This is a genomic window from Leifsonia poae (assembly GCF_050632195.1).
In the GTDB taxonomy this organism is placed as follows: Bacteria; Actinomycetota; Actinomycetes; order Actinomycetales; family Microbacteriaceae; genus Leifsonia; species Leifsonia poae_C.
On the sequence record NZ_CP192580.1, the window covers coordinates 3,746,707 to 3,764,210 of the forward strand.

Consider the following 17,504-nt stretch of genomic DNA (forward strand, 5'->3'; position numbering starts at 1 on the left):
TTGTCACGATCAGGCCTCCGTCTGACGGGTGCGGGGGTCGAGGATGGCGTATGCGATGTCCGCGAGGATGTTCGCAACCAGCACAGCCAGGACCAGGACGAGGAAGATGCCCTGCATCAGCGCGTAGTCCTTCGCGCTGGTGGCGTTGAGCAGCAGCAAGCCGATGCCGGGATAGGAGAACACCATCTCCATCACGATCGTGCCGCTGACGATGAAGCCGATGGCGAGGGCGAAGCTCTGAATCTGCGGGAGCACCGCGTTGCGGGCGGCGTAGCGCCAGAGCACGCGGCGATCCGGCATGCCCTTGGCCTGCGCGACGGTGATGTAATCCTCGTCGAGCACGGTGAGCATCATGTTGCGCATGCCGAGCACCCAGCCGCCGACCGAGACGATCACGATGGTGATCATCGGCAGCGCTGCGTGCGAGATCACCTGGCCGATGAAGTCCGCGTTCCAGCCGGGTTCGACGCCCAGTTCGTAGGCGTGCCCGGCGGGGAACCAGCCGAGCGTCGTGGAGAACACAGCGATCAGGATCAGGCCAACCCAGAAGTACGGCACGGTGCCGAGGAATGTCGTCACCGGCACGAACACATCGAGACGTCCGCCTCGCTTCCACCCGATCACCGCACCCAGGCTGGTGCCGATCAGGAACGAGATCACTGTGGCGAACCCGACCAACCCGAGCGTCCACGGCAGGGCGGAGGCGATCGCCTCGCCCACCGGCGCCATGCCCGTGGAGATGGAGACGCCCAGGTTTCCGTGGAAGAGCATGTCCCAGTAGTTGAGGTACTGCTGCCACAGGGGCACCGACGTGTCCAGGCCGAACATGATCCGGAGCGCCTTCTCCGCATCCGGAGTCAGCTGGCCCTGGCTTCGCGCCATGTACGACGAGACGGCATCGCCCTTCATCATGCGCGGCAGGAAGAAGTTGATGGTGATCGCCGCCCACAGGGTGAACGCGTAGAAGGCTACGCGTCCGCCGATGAAACGCCAGGGGACCCGCATGCCGCGGCGCTCCGTCCTGGTTGCCATCGTCCCGATGAGCGTCGGATCGACGGTGGTCGTCGGGTTGTCGGCGCTCACAGCGCACCTCCTGAAATCTGTGCGGCCATCGCGCCGAAATGCTCCTCCGGGTCGGGGGACGCAGCGCGGAGCGCCCGGGTGTACGGGTCCTGCGGGCGCAGGATGACATCGTCCGCCGGCCCGTGCTCGACGATCCTGCCCTGATTGAGCACGATGATCTCATCGCTGAAGTGCCGCGCGGTCGCCAGGTCATGGGTGATGTACAGCACGCCGAGCCCTTCCTGGCTCTGCAGTTCGGCGAGCAGGTTCAGCACCCCGAGGCGAATCGACACGTCAAGCATCGACACCGGCTCGTCCGCTACCAGCAGCGCCGGACGCGATGCCAGTGCGCGGGCGATCGCCACGCGCTGACGCTGCCCGCCGGAGAGCTCGTGCGGGCGCCGGTCGATCACGGCATCCGCGTCGAGCCGCACACGCTCCAGCAGACGCCGCACCTCGTCATCGACCTCCTTGCGCGGGACGACATCGTCCAGGCGCAGCGGCCGCTCGATGTGGTGGCGGATCGAGTGCGACGGGTTGAGCGAAGCGAACGGGTCCTGGAAGACCATCCGGAGCTGCTGACGATACTTGCGCAACGCCTTCCCCGACTTGGGGATCGGGGTGCCGTCCAGCAGCACCTCCCCGCTGGTGGGGGTCTCGAGCTGCGTGAGGATCTTCGCGATCGTCGACTTGCCGCTGCCTGACTGGCCGACCAACCCGATGGTCTGACGAGGGCCGAGGGTGAAGCTGACATCGTCCAGTGCCTTGATCTGCCCGGCACCGCGCACGTTGTAGATCTTGGTGACGTTCTTGAACTCGAGCGTGGTCATCGCACGACCACCCCTCTCTCGCCGGTGAGGCGCGGAAACGACTCGAGCAGCTTGCGCGTGTACTCGTGCTGGGGGTTCGTCCAGATCTGCTCCGCCTCGGCCAGCTCGACGATCTCGCCTTGGCGCATGATCGCGATGCGGTCGCTGATCTCCAGGAGCAGCGGGAGGTCGTGGGTGATGAAGACGACGGAGAAGCCGAAGTCGTGGCGGAGCTCGGAGATCTGCTTCAGGATCTCGCGCTGCACGAGCACGTCGAGCGCCGTGGTCGGCTCGTCCATGACCATCAGCTGCGGGCGAAGCGCGAGGGCCATGGCGATCATGACCCGCTGGCGCATACCGCCGGAGAGCTCGTGGGGAAAGGAACGGCGGCGCTGAGCCCCGACCTTCACGATCTCCAGGAGTTCTATCACCTCGGCGCGACGCTGCACACGGTTCATCTCCGGGCGGTGAACCAGGAAGACGTCTTCGAGCTGCGACCCGATGGTGGCCACGGGGTTGAGCGCGTTCATGGCTCCCTGGAACACCATGGAGACCTTGTCCCAGCGGAACCGGCGCATCTCCTCGGGGTCGAGGGAGCTGATGTCGATGTCGTCGCCGCTCTCGTCGTGGAAGACGACGCTGCCGCTGCTGATCACGGCCGGGGGCTTGAGGAGGCGCTGCACTCCGTAGGCGAGCGTTGTCTTGCCGCACCCGCTCTCGCCGGCGAGGCCGACGATTTCGCCGCGCTTGATGTCGATGGTGACGTTCTTGACCGCCTCGACCGGCGGATCCACGTCGTACACGACCGAGAAGTCGCGCACAGAGAGAAGGGAGTCTGTCATGGGGATGTCGCTTTCACGCTGACCGCGGACAGTCCGGGGTAGACACGGGCGCAGAGGCCCGCATCCACCCCGGACGCGCAGGTGATTACTTGCTCGCCGGCTTCAGGTTCATGAGGACCTGGACCGCCGAGGGCTGCGTCGGGTCAGCCGTCGCGTACTGTTTGCTCTCGCTGGGCCATCCCGTGAACTTACGGGTGTTGTACTCGGCCAGCTGGGGGTGGGTGCCGATCGGGATCGCCGGGACGTCGTCCACGAAGATCTTCTGCAGCTTGTTCAGTGCAGCGGTCCGGTCGCTGTCCTCGGAGGCCTGCGCGTACTCCTTGAGCAGCGCGGTCGCCTCCGGGTTGTTGTAGCGTCCGAAGTTGTCCGAGACCTTGCCGTCCGCCGCCTGCTCGAGGTAGCTGCCGTTCATCACGTCGTCGTAGATGTGCCACGGGTTCGAGCCGGATCCGGTCCAGTGCAGGACTGCATCGAAGCTGCCGGAGGCGACGTTCGCGAACCAGGTGTCGGCGTCGGGCGTTGCGACCTTCGCGTCGGCGCCGAGCGTGCTCTTGATCTGCGTCGCGACCAGCTGGATGCCGGTGACGTAGTCGTTCCAGCCCTGCGGGTCCTGCAGGGTGAACGAGACCGGAGAGCCGGACGGGTCGATCAGGGCGCCGTCCTTCCAGGTGTATCCCGCGTCGGTCAGCACCTTCTTCGCGCCGTCGACGTCGATCTTGAACGTCTGGTCCTTGTATTCGGGGGCGATGTACTGGTCACCGGTCGGCTGGGGGATGCCGGTCACGTTCGTCAGTTCCGGTCCGGCGTTGCTGCGCGCCTTCTCTGCGTGCGCCTTCCGGTCGATAACCATGTTGACGGCCTTGCGGAACGCGACGTTGTCGAACGGAGCCTTCGTCGTGTTGACCACGATCATGTCGGGGCTGAGGACGTTGGCGCCCCAGAACACGTTGTGCTTCGGGTCCTTGTCGACGTAGTTCTTCTGGTAGTCGGTGATGAAGATCTGCGCCCAGTCGGTCTCACCGCTCTGGAGAGCGCGGAGCAGGCCCGTGTTGTCGTTGTACTCGAGGTACTTCAGCTCGCCCACGGGAGCCTTGCCGCCCCAGTAGTCGGTACGGGCCTTCAGCACGACGCCCTGCGACGAGAAGGTCTTGATCGTGAACGGGCCTGTGCCGATCGCGTTCTTCACCGCATCCTTCGTCGGGTCTGCGATGCCCTTCCACTGGTGCTCGGGAACCATGGCGACCTGGAGCACGTCACCCTGCTTGACGAACTTCGACTCGCTGAAGTTCAGGACGACGTTGTCCCCGTCCTTCTTGACCTCCGTCAGCTTGAGGCCGCCCAGGTCGAGCGCCGGGGTGTTCTTGATCAGGTTGTACGTGAACACGATGTCGTCGGCGGTGAAGGGCTTGCCGTCGCTCCACTTGACGTTCGCCCGCGGGGTGACCGTCAGCTGCGTGTAGTCGGAGTTCCACTCGACCTTCGAGGCGAGCCACGGGGTCGTCTCGTTCTTGCCGACCGGGTTGACGATCGCTAGGGGCTCGTAGATCATCCGGTCGTAGCCGAGCGACATGCCGGAACCGGTGGTGATGAACGGGTTGTTGATCTGGGTCGCCAGGATGGCCGCGCCATCGGGCTTCGCGACGGTGAGCGAGCCTCCGCTCGTGCTCGTCGCCCCGGACGAACCGTTCGACGAGCAGCCGGTGAGCGCGAGCGCGCTGATAGCGGCGATCGCGGACACCGTGACTAACGTTTTCCTAAGCCTCATTGCTTCTCCTTCTGGCGGGCACATCCGTTGTGCCCTCTGGTGCGGGATGTCGGCTGACACTAACTTGCTTACTGGTCTGAAAGCAAGTTGGTCTGAGGTTACTGAGTGGTAAGCTGCGACGCAAGCGGCACGACGCAGAGGACGGCACGGATGATCACGACGGGCGACAGCACGACACATCGCCCGGAGACCGCGCGTAAACGGAAGAAGATCCTTCGGGCGGCGATCGAGACGTTCGGAACCAAAGGGTCGGCCAACGGAACCCTCGCCGACATCGCCGAGCAGGTCGGAATGACGCACGCCGGCGTTCTGCACCACTTCGGATCCAAGCAGAATCTGCTCCTCGAAGTTCTCGAGTTCCGCGACCATGACGACGTCGCGCACCTCGACGGCCATCACATCCCCGATGGCCCCGCGCTGTTCGCGCACCTCGTCGACACCGCGTTCCGCAACTCGCTGCGCCCGGGAATCGTGCAGGTCTACACCGTGCTCTCCTCCGAGTCGGTGACCGACGACCACCCCGCGAAAGAATATTTCCAGGATCGGTACCGCAACCTGCGCGGCGAACTCGACGCGGCGTTCCGCGAGCTGTGCGCGCAAGAGAACGTGAGCGACCCCGACACGATCGACAAGGCCTCAGCATCCATCCTCGCGGTCATGGACGGGTTGCAGTTGCAGTGGCTGCTCGACCCCTCGGCCGTCGACCTCGCGAAGGCGAGCGAGTTCGCCATCGAGGCGATCGTGAACGGTGTGCTGCACCCCGGGCCGTCGGTGCCCTCCTACGTCCGCACGACGTGAACCGGGCAGCGCGTATAGTCTCCGAATTGCGGTTCTTCGCCGATCCGCCTTCCGCGGCTCATCGCTGACCCGCTCGCGTCACCAGGAAAGACGATCTCGGCAAGACGATCCCGAAAGGAAACGAAGATGGCCGCCGCGTCCCGCACGATCCGCGCCAAGCGAGCTGCCGCCGACAGGGTCGCCAAGCCGCAGGCGCGAACCGCGGCCACGCGGGATCGCATCCTGAACGCGGCCATGGCCGTCTTCGCGACCCGAGGCTTCAACAACGGCTCGCTCATCGAGATCGCCGAGAAGGCCGGGATGACCCACGCCGGCGTCCTCCACCATTTCGGCACCAAAGACCAGCTGCTGGTCGCCGTGCTCGACCACCGCGACCGGGCCGATGTCATGAACCTCGAAGGGCAGCATCCTCCGGTCGGCAGAGAGCTGCTGAGCCACCTCGTCGCCACCGCCCAGGCGAACATGGCACGCGCCGGAATCGTGCAGGCGTACGCCGTGCTGTCCGCCGAGTCCGTGACCGAAGGGCACCCCGCGCAGGACTACTTCCGCGAACGGTTCATCGGCCTGCGCGGCATGGTCGCGGAGGCGTTCCGCGAGGCCACCCCCGCCGACGTCGACGAAGCTCGGCTCTGGCAGGCCGCCGCCGCCGTCATCGCCGCGATGGACGGCCTCCAGGTGCAGTGGCTGCTCGAACAGGATGCGGTGCAGATGCCCGAAGCAGTGGCGGCGGTCATCGCCGCGATGGTGCTGTGGCTCAACCAGCCGGCATGATGGCGCACACGCCCGAACGAGACATCCATGTCGACGAGGCTCTGGTCGCGCGGTTGATCTCGGAGCAGCACCCGGATCTCGTCGCACCGCTGGTGCTCGTCGCGGACGGGTGGGACAACGAGATCTTCCGGCTCGGGGATGATCTCGCCGTGCGCATCCCTCGCCGCCAGGTCGCCGCGGAACTGATCGCGCACGAGCAAGCGTGGCTGCCGGCGCTCGCCGCCCAGCTTCCGGTGGCGGTGCCCGCGCCGGTGCGGGACGGCGTGCCGAGCGAGGCGTTCCCGTGGCCATGGAGCATTGTGCGCTGGGTCGACGGCATCGATGGGGCGGATGTGTCGGGCGCCGAGCGCGCATCCGTCGCCCGTCCGCTGGCAGAGTTCGTGGCCGCGCTGCACACGCTTGCCCCCGCCGACGCGCCCCACAATCCCGTGCGGGGTGTGCCGCTGGCGACTCGCGACGTGGCCGTTCGGGAGCGGCTAGCCCTTCTGGCGGAGCGCACGGATGTGTCAGGCCTGACCGCGCACTGGGAGCGGGCTCTCGACGCGCCGGTGTGGGACGGGCCGCCGATCTGGCTGCACGGCGACCTGCATCCCGGAAACCTGCTGTTCGGCCGAGGCGAAGGCGACACCGGTACGCGCACGCTCGCCGCGGTGATCGACTTCGGCGACCTCACCGCGGGCGACCCGGCGACCGACCTGGCGACCGCCTGGCTGACCTTCGAACCGGATGCGCGCGCGACGTTCCGCTCGCGCCTCTCAGAACTCGCGCCCACCGACGACGCCACCTGGCTGCGCGCCGCCGGCTGGGCCGTGGCGATGGGCTCCGCCCTCGCCGCCCACTCCGACGACAACCCGCGGATGGCCGCCCTCGGCGCCCACGCCCTCGCCCAACTCGCCCCCTAGCCCGCGCCCCCCCCCCCCCCCCCCCCCCGCGTTCCCGGCCGCGCCGGGCTGAGTCGCGCCTAGCGCACCTTCCCGCCCTCCCGGAACCCGCACAAGGCGCGACTCGCGCGAAATCGACCGGGGTTAACGAACGAGTCGCGCCGAATCGACGTTCCCGAGGCTCGGGAAGGTCGATTCGGCGCGACTCGGGGTAGCGCTGGTTACGCCCCGGCCTGCGCGAGGTCGGTGATCAGCTGGTCGCCGGGGATCGCGAGCACGAAGTCGGCCTGGATCTCTGCCCGGTCGAGCAGCTCGGTCATGCGACGCTGACGCTGGCGCGGGATGAGGGTGACGACCGTGCCCTGCTTGCCGGCGCGGCCCGTGCGGCCCGAGCGGTGCAGGTAGGTCTTGTACTCGTCCGGCGCGTCGGCCTGGATGACCAGGTCGATGTCGTCGACGTGGATGCCGCGAGCTGCCACATCCGTCGCCACCAGTACGTTGACCCGGCCGCTGGTGAGCTGGCCGAGGTTGCGCGTGCGGCGCGACTGGTTGAGGTCGCCGTGCAGGCTGACGGCCGGGATGCCGGCGTCGTCGAGCTGGTCGGCGAGCATCTCGGCGAACGCGCGGGTGCGGGCGAAGACGAGGGTCTTGCCGTTGCGGTCGGCGAGCTGCTCGATGATCGCCGCCTTGTCGCGGTGCTCGATCACGAGAACGCGGTGGTCGATGGTCGAGGACGCCTGGTCCTCACCGGCCACCTCGTGCACCGACGGCTCCGTGAGGAACTCGTCGACGAGCTGGGCGACGCCCTTGTCGAGCGTGGCCGAGAAGAGCAGCTTCTGCCCACCGTCGGCGGTCTCGCGAAGGATGCGCTGCACCGGCTCGAGGAAGCCCAGGTCGCACATGTGGTCGGCCTCGTCGAGAACCGTGATGACGACCTCGCTGAGGTCGAGACGGCCCTGCTCGATGAGGTCCTCGATGCGTCCGGGGGTGCCGATCACGATGTCGACGCCGCGCTGCAGCGCGCCCACCTGGCGGGCCTGGGGCACGCCGCCGTAGATCTGCGTGGTGAACAGGCCGACGCTGCGGGCGATCGGCTGCACGGTGCGGTCGATCTGCAGAGCGAGCTCACGAGTCGGGGCCAGGATGAGCGCGCGGGGCTTGCGACCCATCTGACGCTTTCCGCCCGACTTGCCCGACTCCGCCCAGAGGGTCATCAGTCGCTCGACGAGCGGGGCGCCGAAGGCGATGGTCTTGCCGGAGCCGGTGCGGCCGCGGCCGAGCACGTCCTTGCCGGCCAGCACATCCGGAATCGTCGCGGCCTGGATCGGGAACGGCGTCGCCGCACCGAGGTCGGCGAGCGCGCGCTCGATGTTGCCGCCGATGCCCAGGTCGCCGAAGCTCACACCCTCCACGTCCTTCGCCTGGATGGCGTCGGCCTCGAGGCGCTCGAGCACGACGTCCGCCTCGGGCGTGAAGTGCGCGGGCTTGTCGTCGCGGCTCGGGTAGAACTTCGAGTCGTTGTCGCGGCGGGGTGCCCGGTCTCCGCGGTCGCCGCGGTCGTCGAACGAGCGACGTGGGCGGTCGGTGCCGAAGTCGCGACGCGGGGCGCGGTCGTTGTCGAACGAGCGTGCCGGGCGGTCGTTGTCGTACGAACGGCGCGGACGGTCGTCGTTGTCGCGACGCGGGGCGCGGTCGCCACGGTCCTCGAAGGAGCGACGCGGGCGGTCGTTGTCGTAGCTACGGGCCGGACGGTCGCCGTACGAAGGACGCTCGGTGCGGGCCGGGCGGTCGCCACGGTCGTCGAACGAGCGACGCGGACGGTCGTTGTCGAAGCTGCGGGCCGGACGGTCGTTGTCAAAGGAACGACGGGGACGGTCGTTGTCGAAGTCGCGACGCGGAGCGCGGTCCTTGTCGAACGAGGCGCGGAGCGCGATCCTTGTCGAACGAGCGCGCGGGGCGGTCGTTGTCGTACGAACGGCGCGGACGGTCATCGTTGTCACGACGCGGGGCGCGGTCGCCACGGTCGTCGAACGAACGGCGCGGGCGGTCGTTGTCGTAGCCGCGAGCCGGGCGGTCACCGTACGACGGACGCTCACCACGGGCCGGGCGGTCACCGTAAGACGGACGCTCACCACGAGCCGGACGGTCACCGTAAGACGGACGCTCGCCGCGGGCGGCTCCACGCTCGCCGCGGGGCTCCCACGTGCGTGCTTCCTTGCCGCGGGGCTCCCAGTTCGGGCGCTCTTTGCGGCCGCCGGTCGATCCGGTGCCTGCGGCGTCGCGCGAGCCGTAGCCCTGGCGCGCTGCGCGGTCCTCGGTGCTCCAGCGCTGCTTCTTGGGCGCGGCGGCGGTCTCTTCCGCGCGGTATCCGCGGTGACCGGGGCTGCGGCTGCCCGACTTGGGGCCGCCCTTGCGTGCGCCGGGGGCGCCGTGCTGCTTCTTGAATCCTGGCATGAGTGTTTTCCTGGGTTGTTCTCGTGTGCATGGCACAGCGCACGCCCTCCGTGGAGGTCGTGGTCTGGGAGAACCCGGGCAGTCTTTGGCCGGGGCCGTTCACATACAGTGATCATTCGAGCGCCGAACGTGGCGACGAAACCGGCCCACCTGACTTACAAACCCATCCGCGCAAACAAGCACGGTGTCAAGAGCCGACTGATCTACGATACAGGATCCAAGCTGGGAATGGTCGGGGATTTCCGGATGCGCTGCGACCGGGCCGCTTCCGTCACGATCACGCCGACCAGCACCGCCAACAGCACGACGAGCTGCCACACCGCCGCCGCCACCAATCCGAGAAAGCCGGTCGCCCCGCACACCACAGCCGCCAGGTACCGGAGACCGGAGGGGCCGAGCGCGAGCTCCTGGCGGTACCGCGCATCCCCGAGCAGGTAGACGCCGACGCCCGCGGCGAGCAGCCAGGCGCCGACGGGAGGTCCAACGGCGAACACGTCTCCGCTCACGAACGTCACCCCGGCCGCCCACAGCACCAGCCCGAGGATCATCACATAATGGTCGAGCCCGAAGGCAGTGAGCGCGAGCACCGACCGCCGGCGCACCGAGGCACCGGTCATGCTGCGCCCGGCGCGCTCGTCGTCGTCACCCGCGAAGTAGCACCACCACAGCGCGGCGACGACACCGACGCAGAGCAGCACCCCGGTCAGGATGGCAGGGCCGAACTCGTGCTCGGTCGCCCCGACGCCGACCGAGACAATCGACTCGCCGAACGCGATGATCATCAGCAGCCCGTGCCGCTCCACGAAATGGGACGCGCCGATGTCCAGCCCGCCAGGTCCGCTCGTGAACGAGGTCGAGATCATCACCAGCAGCGCCACCGGGAACAGGATCCAGTCGGCCGGCCCGGTCACGAACCCCGCGACGATCAGGATCACGGCGCCCGACAGGTTGAACGGCGCCACGGTCAGCATCGACCGCGCCGACCCCGACCGTCCGAGAAGGGCGAACAGGGTGAAGTGGATCACGACCACGGCCAGGTAGGCGAAACCGAACAGCAGACCGCTCGCACCGAACGCGTGCGGAATCGCCACCGCCAGCAGCAGGAACGCGGCCATCGCCGCCACGAGTCCGACCCGAAGCACCACGCTCTCGGTCGCCGCTTGGTTTGTGAGCCACGCGTACGCGTCGTACATCCACCACACGACGGCCAGCGTCAGGGCGGCCTGCGCGACCCCGATCCACGACGGATGCTCGACCACGATCTCCGTCACCTGCGTGATCGTGAAGACGAACACCAGATCGAACAGCAGCTCGACCGTCGACACGCGGTCGGCGGCCTGCGCGAGTCGATTCACCATGACGGCAGGGTAACGCGGCCCAACCAGGGGTATAAGTGGGTAATGACCTCCGACCCCGACGCGATCGTCATCGGCTCCGGCCCCAACGGGCTCGCTGCGGCGGTCACCCTCGCGCGCGCGGGGCTGTCCGTGCGCGTCTACGAGCGCAACGCCACCGCGGGGGAGGGATGCGCACCGAGCCGATCACGCTGCCCGGGTACGTACATGACATCTGTTCGGCGGTGCATCCACTGGCCTTCGCCTCGGGATTCTTCCGGCGGTTCCAGATCGAGAAGCGCATCCCGTTCATCCTGCCGACGGCGTCGTACGGGCACCCGCTAGACGGCGGCCGTGCTGCGCTGGCCTACCACGACCTCGACCGCACGGTCGAGGGTCTGGGCGAGGACGGCGCGGCCTATCGACGACTTCTCGGGCCGCTGGTCGACCGTGCGGATCGGGTCGCCGAGTTCACCGGATCGCAGGTGCTCCAGGTTCCGCGGCATCCGTTCACCGCAGCACGCTTCGCTCTCGCGATGTTGAACCAGGGCGGACCGTGGTGGAACCTGCCGTTCAGCGGCGACCAGGCCGGCGCGCTGCTGACGGGGGTCTTCGCCCACTCCACGCTCCCCCTCCCCAGCCTCGCGGGCGCCGCCGCCGGCGTCACCCTCGCCACCTATGCGCACGCGCGCGGCTGGCCGATCCCGGTCGGCGGAAGCCAAGCGATCGCGGATGCCCTGGTCGCCGATCTCGTCGCACACGGCGGCGAGGTGGTCATCGGCACCGAGGTGACGAGCCTGGCCGAGCTGCCGTCCGCCCGGGTGATCCTCTTCGACACCGGCGCCGAGGCGGCAGCCCGCCTCGGGGAGGACAGGCTGTCGCCCAACTACCTGCGCAAGATCTCGCGGTTCCGCATCGGGAACGGCGTCGCGAAGGTCGACTTCGCCCTCTCGGGGCCGGTGCCATGGGAGAACCCGGAACTCACCGAGACGGCCACCGTGCACGTCGGCGGAAGCCGCGAAGCCATTGCCAGGCAAGAGCGCGAGGTCGCCGCTGGTCGACACAGCATCGATCCGTACGTGCTCGTGTCGCAGCCGTCGCTCTTCGACTCGACCCGGGCGCCCGCCGGAAAGCACGTGCTGTGGGCGTATACACACGTTCCGCGGGGGTCGGTGATCGACCAGCAGGAGGCGATCATCCGTCAGATCGAACGGTTCGCACCCGGCTTCCGCGACCTCATCCTGGCGACGTCGTCGCGCACCGCCGAGGACATGCAGCGCTACAACCCCAACTACGTCGGCGGGGACATCTCGGCGGGTGCTCCGAGCTTCCGCCAGCTGATCGCCCGCCCCGTGCTCGCCACCGACCCGTGGCGGATGCCCGGCCGCGGCCTCTATCTGGCCTCCGCCGCCGCTGCGCCCGGGCCCGGCGTGCACGGTCTGCCCGGCTACTACGCCGCGCGCAGCGCGCTGCACCACGAGTTCGGGGTCACCAGGATGCCGTCGCTCGCCCCAGACTGACCGAAGGAGAACCAGCCGTGTCGATCACCGTTCGCCGTTTCGACTGCACGCCCGAGCAGGTCTTCACCGTGCTCGCCGACCCCTGGGTCTATCCCACCTGGGTGGTGGGGGCTTCGCGTCTGCGCTCCGCCGACCCCGACTGGCCGCGGCCCACAACCCGCCTCCATCACTCGATCGGCGTGTGGCCGCTGGTGCTCAACGACGTGACCAGGGTGAACGCCTGGGATGCGCCGCGCCGCGTCGAGCTGACGGCCAATACGTGGCCGTTCGGTCGCGAGCGCGTCATCATCGAGGTGCAGCCCCGCGACAACGGCAGTCTGGTGCTCATGGAAGAGCGGGTGGTGTCGGGACCGCTGCGCTTCATCCCGAAGCGGCTGATGGATGTGGTGTTGAACATCCGGAACGCCGAGACGCTGCGACGGCTCGAGTACGTGGCCAAGGGTCGCGCGGCGGAGGCCCTGACAGCGGCCGGGCGGGCGGCGGAAGGGCGGTTGGTGCAAGGGCAGAACGAGTTGGATCGCGAGGACGACCTCGACGAGTTGGACTGACGCGGCGTACCCTCTTTCGCATGTGCCGGAACATCCACACCCTCCACAATTTCGAGCCCGCCGCCTCGTCTGACGAGGTGCATGCCGCCGCGCTGCAGTACGTGCGCAAGATCAGCGGCACCTCGAAGCCCTCCAAGGCCAACGCCGAGGCATTCGACCGAGCCGTCGCCGAGATCGCGCACCTCACGCAGCACCTCCTCGACGACCTGGTCACGAACGCCCCGCCGAAGAACCGCGACGAAGAGGCCGCCAAGGCCAAGGAACGCTCCGCCCGCCGCTTCGCCGCCGCCTGACCTGCCGCCCCCGCGCCTCCCTTGCTTCCGCCCGTTCTCCCCCCGCGCCCCCTGCTCCGCGCGTCCTCCTCCCGCGCCCGCCCACATCCCTCCCCCGCCTCCGCCGAGTGTGGAGTATCTACCGGGACACGCCCGGGATTTCGGTAGAAACTCCACACTCGACGCGCGACGACGGGCGCCGTAGGCGCTGGAGGCAGGTGCGTGAGGGAAACATCGCGGAAATCCGCGCGCGATACCGTGAGGTCGTGACCGTTTCCATCGCCACCGAACCGCCGCGCACCCCCGACGTCGAGGAGTTGCTGCGCCTCGGCGACGAGTTCACGCTGGCGCTCTACCCCGCCGACAGCTGCTACCTGCTCGATGTGAGCGAGCTCGAGGCGCCCGGCGTCACGGTGCTCGTCGGTCGAGACGCCGACGGCCGCGCGCTCGGTATGGTAGCCGTCGTGGCGAAAGGCGACGGCACCGCCGAACTCAAGCGCATGTTCGTGCATCAGGATGCGCGCGGCCAGGGCCTCGCCTCCTCCCTCCTCGCCGACGCCGAGACCTCCGCACGGCTCGCCGGAGTCGACACCCTGCAGCTCGAGACCGGCCCGCGCCAGCTCGCCGCGATCGCCCTCTACGAGCGTCGCGGTTACGTCCGCATCCCCAACTTCGGTCCATACGTCGGCGACCCGCACTCGATCTGTTACGCGAAGCAGCTGACTTCCGCCTAGCGCTGCCGCCGACCGCCCCGCTAGCCTGGCGGCAAGCACCGCGCGAAGGGGACCGCCATGACTCTCGAACCACCGTCGGAGAGCACGAAGTCAGGGCGCGTCTGGCTGATCGCCGGGCTCTCGGCCGCAGGGGCCCTCATCCTGATCGCCAGCGGGTTCTTCGCGGGTACCGTCACGACGCTCGTGTTGGGCGCCGGTCGAAGCGGCGGCTCGTGCAACGCCGAACGCGTGGCCGACCAGGTGCTGCCGACCATCGTCACGATCACCGTCCACGGTCCGGGCGGGAGCAGCAACGGCAGCGGCGAGATCATCACCCGCGACGGCTACATCCTGACCAACAACCACGTCATATCCCCCGCAGCCACAGGTGGAGCGCTGTCGGTGCGCTACAGCGACGGCGTCGAGACCGAGGCCGAGCTCGTCGGTCGCGACCCGAAGACCGACCTCGCCGTCATCAAGGTGTCGAGCGAGGATGCGCTGCCCGTGATCGATAGAGGCGACTCGGGTTCCCTGTCGGTCGGCGAGCCCGTGGTCGCCCTCGGCGCACCGCTCGGGCTCTCGAGCACGGTCACGGCCGGCATCGTGAGCGCGCTCGGCCGCACCGTTCCGGTGCCCAGCGATGACGACCGCAATGCGATCCTGGTCGGCGCGATCCAGACCGACGCCTCGATCAACCCCGGCAACTCGGGCGGCGCGCTCGTGGATTGTCGCGGCCGCTTGGTCGGAATCAACACCGCCATCGCCACCGTCCCGGGCGGTGACGGCCAGCGCAGCACCGGCAGCGTAGGCATCGGCTTCGCGGTGCCCGAATCCTTGGCCATCCCGATCGCGCACCAGCTGATCGAGCACGGCGAGGTGGCGTATCCGACGGCCGGAGTCGACCTCATCCCGATCCCGCACGCGGTGTCGGCGCACTACGGCGTCGCCGAGGGGCTCTTCGTGCGTTCGGTCGAACGCGGCGGGCCGGCCTATTCAGCGGGCATCCGTCCGGGCGACGTCATCATCGAACTCGACGGTCGCACGGCGTCGAGCGTGGACGTGCTCACGCACATCCAGGTGACCAGCGAGCCCGGAGACAAGGTCGAGGTCGAGTACCTGCGGAACGGCCACACGCACCATACGACGGTGACACTGGCCGCGCCCTGACGCCACGGCCCGGTTCGTTTTCTAACCGCTCCGGCCTCAGCTGCCCCGGATGCGACGTGACAGCTCCGCCGCGGCTTCTCGCACTCGTCCGGCGAGCGCCGGCCACTCCTCCCGCGATACATTCTCCCGCGGGAATGTGATCGCGATCCCGGCCGCCGGCCACCCCGCGTGGTCGCGGACGGATACCGCGACCGACGCGAATCCGGGGGTCACGTCGCCGTCCTCCGTCGCGTATCCGGCCTCCCTCGCCTCGGCGACGACCCGCCGCAGCTCGGCGTACGAATGCGGGCCGGCGCCCGTGCGGTCCTCGAAGGCGCTCGCGTCCGGATACAGGGCCCGCAGTTGGCCTGGCGGCAGCGTGGCCAGGAGCGCGCGGCCGCTCGCCGTGAGGTGGCTCGGAAGCCGCACCCCCACATCCGTCACCAGGCGCGGACGTCGTGGTGCCCGCTCCTCCACGATGTACACGACGTCGCGGCCGTGCAGCACGGCGACGTGGCCGGACTCCCCGATCGAGTCGACGAGGGCGGCCAGGATGGGGCGGCCCAGACGGCTCAGCGGCTCCTGCCTCGAGAAGGCCGAGCTGAGCTCGTACGACGCGACCCCGAGACCGTAGCGCCTGGCCTCGGGGAAGTGCAGCACGAATCCGTGCTCCATCAGCACCGCGAGCAGATGGTAGACGGTGGACCGTGGCAGCCCAAGCGCCCCCGCGATCGCCGCCGCCGGAACTGGGCCGCGCTGGCCGGACAGGTGCTCGAGAATCCGCAGCGTGTTCTCCGCCGCCGGAACCTTGCTCATCGCCACCCCGCTCTTCCGCCGCGCTCCCGTGTCTGGGATACCGGACGGAGAACAGTCTACGAGTGCGGCGCGACGCCGCGGCAGAGTGTGGGATGAGGTCATGCTCCTCACCAAGAACAGCGTGCTCGTCGGCGCGCGGCCGCTCACGATCGCCGAGGTGGTCGCCGTCGCCCGTCACGACGCCGATGTCGTCCTCGATCCCGCCTCGCTCGACGCCGTGCAGGCATCCCGCGCGATCGTCGAAGCCCTCGCCGACGACGTGGAGCCGCACTACGGTATCTCGACCGGATTCGGTGCGCTCGCGACCACGTTCATCCCCGGCGACCGTCGGGCTCAGCTTCAGGCGAGCCTCGTCCGTTCACACGCTGCGGGCTCGGGGCCCGAGGTCGAGCGTGAGGTCGTGCGCGCCCTCATGCTGCTCCGACTCTCCACCCTGATGACCGCACGCACGGGCGCGCAACGCGTCACCGTCGAGACGTACGCCGCCATCCTGAACGCCGGTATCACGCCGGTCGTGCGCGAGTACGGCTCGCTCGGCTGCTCGGGCGACCTCGCTCCGCTTGCTCACTGTGCGCTCGTTGCGATGGGCGAAGGCCAGGTACGAGTCGGCTCTGCCGCAGACGGCGCCGGAGTGCTCACCGACGCCGCCGACGCGCTCGCGACGGCCGGCATCGTCCCGGTCGTGCTCGCCGAGAAGGAGGGTCTCGCCCTCATCAACGGCACCGACGGGATGCTCGGGATGCTGTCGCTCGCGATCTACGACCTCGCCCCCTGCTCACCACGGCCGACATCGCGGCGGCGATGAGCGTCGAGTCCCTGCTCGGCACCGACGCCGTCTTCGCCGACGACCTGCAGCGCCTGCGTCCGCAGCACGGACAGGCCCTGTCTGCCGCCAACATCCGCTCGGTGCTCGCCGGCTCGCCGATCGTCGCCAGCCACAAGGGTCCCGAGTGCACCCGGGTTCAGGATGCGTACTCCCTGCGCTGCGCACCCCAGGTGCACGGTGCGGCCCGCGACACCCTCGGTCACGCGACGCTCGTCGCCGACCGCGAGCTCGCATCCGCCGTCGACAACCCCGTGCTCACGCTCGACGGGCGGGTCGAGTCGAACGGCAATTTCCACGGAGCGCCCGTCGCCTACGTGCTCGACTTCCTGGCGATCGTGGTCGCGGACGTGGCGAGCATGTCCGAGCGCCGCACCGACCGCTTCCTCGACCCGGCCCGCAACCAGGGCCTTACGCCGTTCCTCGCGCACGAGGTGGGTGTCGATTCCGGTCTGATGATCGCGCAGTACACGGCCGCGGGGATCGTGTCGGAGCTGAAGCGTCTGGCGTCGCCCGCATCCGTCGACTCCATCCCGTCCTCGGCGATGCAGGAGGACCACGTGTCGATGGGCTGGGCCGCGGCGCGCAAGCTGCGCCGGGCGATCGACGGCCTGGGGCGCGTACTCGCCATCGAGGTCATGACCGCCGCTCGCGGCGCCGACCTGCGCGCTCCGTTGCAGCCGGGGCGGGCGACCGGCGCCGTCGTCGCGGAGGTTCGTACCGCTGTTGCCGGCCCCGGACCCGACCGCTACCTCTCTCCCGAGATCGAAGCCGTCGTCGCCCTGGTGCAGTCGGGCCGCATCCTGGCCGCCGCCGAATCCGCCACCGGCCCCCTCAACTAACCCCCAACGCAATCGACTCCGGGAGAAATCCCCTTTCCGCCCCTCGTAGAACGGGATTTCTCCCGGACTCGATTGCAGTACCGAAGACGCAGACGCGAAAGACTCGAA

The 17,504-nt window shown here is 68.8% G+C and carries 16 protein-coding genes and 2 pseudogenes; 10 read left to right on the forward strand and 8 right to left on the reverse strand.

Going from position 1 to position 17,504, the window contains the following annotated elements:
- Nucleotides 1-9: 9 nt before the first annotated feature.
- From ACQ86A_RS18850 to ACQ86A_RS18865, 4 genes are all read right to left on the reverse strand, one after another.
- The gene (locus tag ACQ86A_RS18850) at nt 10-1,032 is read right to left on the reverse strand and encodes an ABC transporter permease (RefSeq protein WP_431280489.1); all 1,023 of its coding nucleotides are present in this window, start codon (nt 1,030-1,032) and stop codon (nt 10-12) included.
- Nucleotides 1,033-1,079: 47 nt separating this feature from the next.
- Nucleotides 1,080-1,892, reverse strand: a complete 813-nt coding sequence (locus ACQ86A_RS18855; protein ID WP_431278443.1) for an ABC transporter ATP-binding protein — start codon at nt 1,890-1,892, stop codon at nt 1,080-1,082.
- The gene (locus ACQ86A_RS18860; RefSeq protein ID WP_431278444.1) at nt 1,889-2,713 is read right to left on the reverse strand and encodes an ABC transporter ATP-binding protein; all 825 of its coding nucleotides are present in this window, start codon (nt 2,711-2,713) and stop codon (nt 1,889-1,891) included. The genes ACQ86A_RS18855 and ACQ86A_RS18860 overlap by 4 nt, the downstream gene beginning before the upstream one ends.
- An 85-nt stretch (nt 2,714-2,798) precedes the next feature.
- Nucleotides 2,799-4,451 carry an ABC transporter substrate-binding protein gene (locus tag ACQ86A_RS18865; protein WP_431278445.1) on the reverse strand — a complete coding sequence of 551 codons (1,653 nt, stop codon included), beginning with the start codon at nt 4,449-4,451 and terminating at the stop codon, nt 2,799-2,801.
- 177 nt (nt 4,452-4,628) lie between these two features.
- Here ACQ86A_RS18865 and ACQ86A_RS18870 point away from each other — a divergent pair, with 177 nt between their 5' ends.
- The 3 genes from ACQ86A_RS18870 (at nt 4,629) to ACQ86A_RS18880 (ending at nt 6,949) form a co-directional block, all read left to right on the forward strand.
- Nucleotides 4,629-5,276: a TetR/AcrR family transcriptional regulator gene (locus ACQ86A_RS18870; RefSeq protein ID WP_431278446.1), complete on the forward strand. Its 648-nt coding sequence runs from the start codon at nt 4,629-4,631 to the stop codon at nt 5,274-5,276.
- Between the two features lie 126 nt (nt 5,277-5,402).
- A complete protein-coding gene (locus ACQ86A_RS18875; protein ID WP_431278447.1) occupies nt 5,403-6,047 on the forward strand; it encodes a TetR/AcrR family transcriptional regulator in 645 nt (214 codons plus the stop codon).
- A complete protein-coding gene (locus ACQ86A_RS18880) occupies nt 6,026-6,949 on the forward strand; it encodes an aminoglycoside phosphotransferase family protein (protein ID WP_431278448.1) in 924 nt (307 codons plus the stop codon). Before ACQ86A_RS18875 ends, ACQ86A_RS18880 begins: the two co-directional genes overlap by 22 nt.
- Nucleotides 6,950-7,149: 200 nt before the next feature.
- On the opposite strand, the gene ACQ86A_RS18885 is transcribed toward ACQ86A_RS18880, so the two are convergent.
- The 3 genes from ACQ86A_RS18885 to ACQ86A_RS18895 all read right to left on the reverse strand — a co-directional run bounded on the left by ACQ86A_RS18885 (nt 7,150) and on the right by ACQ86A_RS18895 (nt 10,740).
- A complete protein-coding gene (locus ACQ86A_RS18885; protein ID WP_431280490.1) occupies nt 7,150-8,862 on the reverse strand; it encodes a DEAD/DEAH box helicase in 1,713 nt (570 codons plus the stop codon).
- A complete protein-coding gene (locus tag ACQ86A_RS18890) occupies nt 8,783-9,382 on the reverse strand; it encodes a hypothetical protein (RefSeq protein ID WP_431278449.1) in 600 nt (199 codons plus the stop codon). Before ACQ86A_RS18890 ends, ACQ86A_RS18885 begins: the two co-directional genes overlap by 80 nt.
- A 203-nt stretch (nt 9,383-9,585) precedes the next feature.
- The gene (locus ACQ86A_RS18895; protein WP_431278450.1) at nt 9,586-10,740 is read right to left on the reverse strand and encodes a low temperature requirement protein A; all 1,155 of its coding nucleotides are present in this window, start codon (nt 10,738-10,740) and stop codon (nt 9,586-9,588) included.
- Nucleotides 10,741-10,782: 42 nt separating this feature from the next.
- Between ACQ86A_RS18895 and ACQ86A_RS18900 the strand changes: the two are divergent.
- From ACQ86A_RS18900 to ACQ86A_RS18925, 6 genes and pseudogenes are all read left to right on the forward strand, one after another.
- A pseudogene (locus ACQ86A_RS18900) lies at nt 10,783-10,908 on the forward strand (FAD-dependent oxidoreductase); the annotation flags it as partial.
- Nucleotides 10,908-12,236 (forward strand): phytoene desaturase family protein, encoded by a 1,329-nt coding sequence (locus ACQ86A_RS18905; protein WP_431280519.1) that lies wholly within the window; start codon nt 10,908-10,910, stop codon nt 12,234-12,236. The pseudogene ACQ86A_RS18900 and the gene ACQ86A_RS18905, both read left to right, overlap by 1 nt.
- Nucleotides 12,237-12,253: 17 nt before the next feature.
- Complete coding sequence (locus tag ACQ86A_RS18910; protein WP_431278451.1) at nt 12,254-12,784, forward strand: SRPBCC family protein; 531 nt, start codon at nt 12,254-12,256, stop codon at nt 12,782-12,784.
- A gap of 20 nt (nt 12,785-12,804) precedes the next feature.
- The gene (locus ACQ86A_RS18915) at nt 12,805-13,077 is read left to right on the forward strand and encodes a DUF2277 domain-containing protein (RefSeq protein WP_431278452.1); all 273 of its coding nucleotides are present in this window, start codon (nt 12,805-12,807) and stop codon (nt 13,075-13,077) included.
- A gap of 245 nt (nt 13,078-13,322) precedes the next feature.
- Nucleotides 13,323-13,790 carry a GNAT family N-acetyltransferase gene (locus ACQ86A_RS18920; protein WP_431278453.1) on the forward strand — a complete coding sequence of 156 codons (468 nt, stop codon included), beginning with the start codon at nt 13,323-13,325 and terminating at the stop codon, nt 13,788-13,790.
- Between the two features lie 57 nt (nt 13,791-13,847).
- Entirely contained in the window at nt 13,848-14,936 is a 1,089-nt protein-coding gene (locus ACQ86A_RS18925; protein ID WP_431278454.1) for a S1C family serine protease, read from the forward strand.
- Between the two features lie 36 nt (nt 14,937-14,972).
- Here ACQ86A_RS18925 and ACQ86A_RS18930 read toward each other — a convergent pair whose 3' ends face one another.
- A complete protein-coding gene (locus tag ACQ86A_RS18930; protein WP_431278455.1) occupies nt 14,973-15,731 on the reverse strand; it encodes an IclR family transcriptional regulator in 759 nt (252 codons plus the stop codon).
- Nucleotides 15,732-15,831: 100 nt separating this feature from the next.
- Between ACQ86A_RS18930 and hutH the strand changes: the two are divergent.
- Nucleotides 15,832-17,396: pseudogene (gene hutH / locus ACQ86A_RS18935) on the forward strand (histidine ammonia-lyase).
- The last annotated feature ends 108 nt before the right edge of the window (nt 17,397-17,504 follow it).